A 2036-nucleotide genomic window follows, 5' to 3' on the forward strand; every position below is an offset into this window, starting at 1 on the left:
CAGTGGACGGCGGTCGCCAGGGCGGCCGCCGCGCCGCCGGCCGAGGCCGGTGACCTGGCCCTGTGGTACGACGAGAGCGCCGGCACCGACTGGCTGCGCGCGTTGCCGATCGGCAACGGCCGATTGGGCGCGATGGTCTACGGCAACGTCGACGTCGAGCGGTTGCAGCTCAACGAGGACACCGTGTGGGCGGGTGGCCCCTACGACCAGAGCAGCGGCCGTAATTCGGGCTCGCTGAGCCAGATCCGGAATCTGGTGTTCCAGAACCAGTGGAGCCAGGCCCAGAGCCTGATCGACCAGAACATGCTCGGCCGCCCGGCCGGGCAGCTGGCCTACCAGACCGTCGGCAACCTGCGGTTGTCCATCGGCAACACCAGCGGCGTGTCGGAGTACAACCGCTATCTGGACCTGACCACGGCCACCACCGTGACCACCTACGCCCAGAACGGCGTCCGCTACCGGCGTGAGATCCTCGCCAGCGCGCCCGACCAGGTCATCGCGATCCGGCTGACCGCCGACCGCGCCAACTCGATCAGCTTCTCGGCGACCTTCGACAGCCCGCAGCGGGTCACCCGCTCCAGCCCCGACAGCACCACCGTCGCGCTGGACGGGCTCTCGGGGGACTTCGAGGGCATCCCGGGCCAGGTGCGCTTCCTCGCCCTGGCCAGGGTGGTGGCCGACGGCGGGACCGTGACCAGCTCGGGCGGGACCGTGCAGGTCCGCCAGGCCAACAGCGTGACCGTGCTGGTCTCCATCGGGTCCAGCTACAAGAACTACCGCGACGTGACCGGCGACTACCAGGGCATCGCCCGCGGGCACCTGACCGCCGCCGCGGGCCGCTCCTGGACCGACCTGCGTAGCCGGCACATCGCCGACTACCAGACGCTGTTCAACCGGGCCACCCTGGAACTGGGCCGCACCTCGGCCGCCGACCAGCCCACCGACGTGCGCATCGCCCAGCACAACAGCGTCAACGACCCCCAGTTCGCGGCGTTGTTGTTCCAGTTCGGGCGTTACCTGCTCATCTCCTCCTCCCGGCCCGGCACCCAGCCGGCCAACCTGCAGGGCATCTGGAACGACTCCCTGACCCCGTCGTGGGATTCGAAGTACACGATCAACGCCAACCTGCCGATGAACTACTGGCACGCCGACACCACCAACCTGGCCGAATGCTTCGACCCCGTCTTCAAGATGATCAGCGACCTGACGGTCACCGGCGCCCGCACCGCCCAGGCGCAGTACAACGCCGGCGGCTGGGTCACCCACCACAACACCGACGCCTGGCGTGCCACCTCCGTCGTCGACGGCGCCTTCTGGGGCATGTGGCAGACCGGCGGCGCCTGGCTGGCGACGCTGATCTGGGAGCACTACACCTTCACCGGCGACCTGGACTTCCTGCGCACCTACTACCCCGCCATGAAGGGCGCCGCCCAGTTCTTCCTCGACACCCTCGTCACCGAGCCCAGCCTCGGCTACCTGGTCACCAACCCCTCCAACTCACCGGAGCTGGGCCACCACAACGGCGTCAGCGTGTGTGCCGGGCCGACGATGGACAACCAGATCCTGCGGGACCTGTTCAACGGCTGCGCCCAGGCGAGTCAGACCCTGGGCGTGGACGCCACCTTCCGCACCCAGGTGCTGGCCGCCCGCGACCGGCTCGCCCCGATGAAGACCGGCTCCCGCGGCAACATCCAGGAATGGCTGTATGACTGGATCGAGCCGGAGACCAACCACCGCCACATCTCCCACCTGTACGGGCTGCACCCCAGCAACCAGATCACCAAACGCGGCACCCCCGCCCTCTACACCGCCGCCCGGCGCACCCTGGAACTGCGCGGCGACGACGGCACCGGCTGGTCCCTCGCCTGGAAGATCAACTACTGGGCGCGGATGGAAGAGGGCGCCCGCGCCCACACCCTGCTGCGCCTGCTGGTCACCACCGCCCGCCTGGCGCCGAACATGTTCGACCTGCACCCGCCCTTCCAGATCGACGGCAACTTCGGCGCCACCTCCGGCATCGCCGAAATGCTCCTCCA

General features: G+C 69.2%; 1 protein-coding gene. It reads left to right on the top strand.

The genetic code is table 11. From position 1 onward, the window contains the following. Nucleotides 1-2036, top strand: a 2036-nt coding sequence (locus GT755_RS38305; protein ID WP_161484445.1) for a glycoside hydrolase family 95 protein, incomplete at both ends; no start/stop codon positions are given.

It is taken from the genome of Herbidospora solisilvae (assembly GCF_009901565.1).
Classification (GTDB): Bacteria; Actinomycetota; Actinomycetes; order Streptosporangiales; family Streptosporangiaceae; genus Herbidospora; species Herbidospora solisilvae.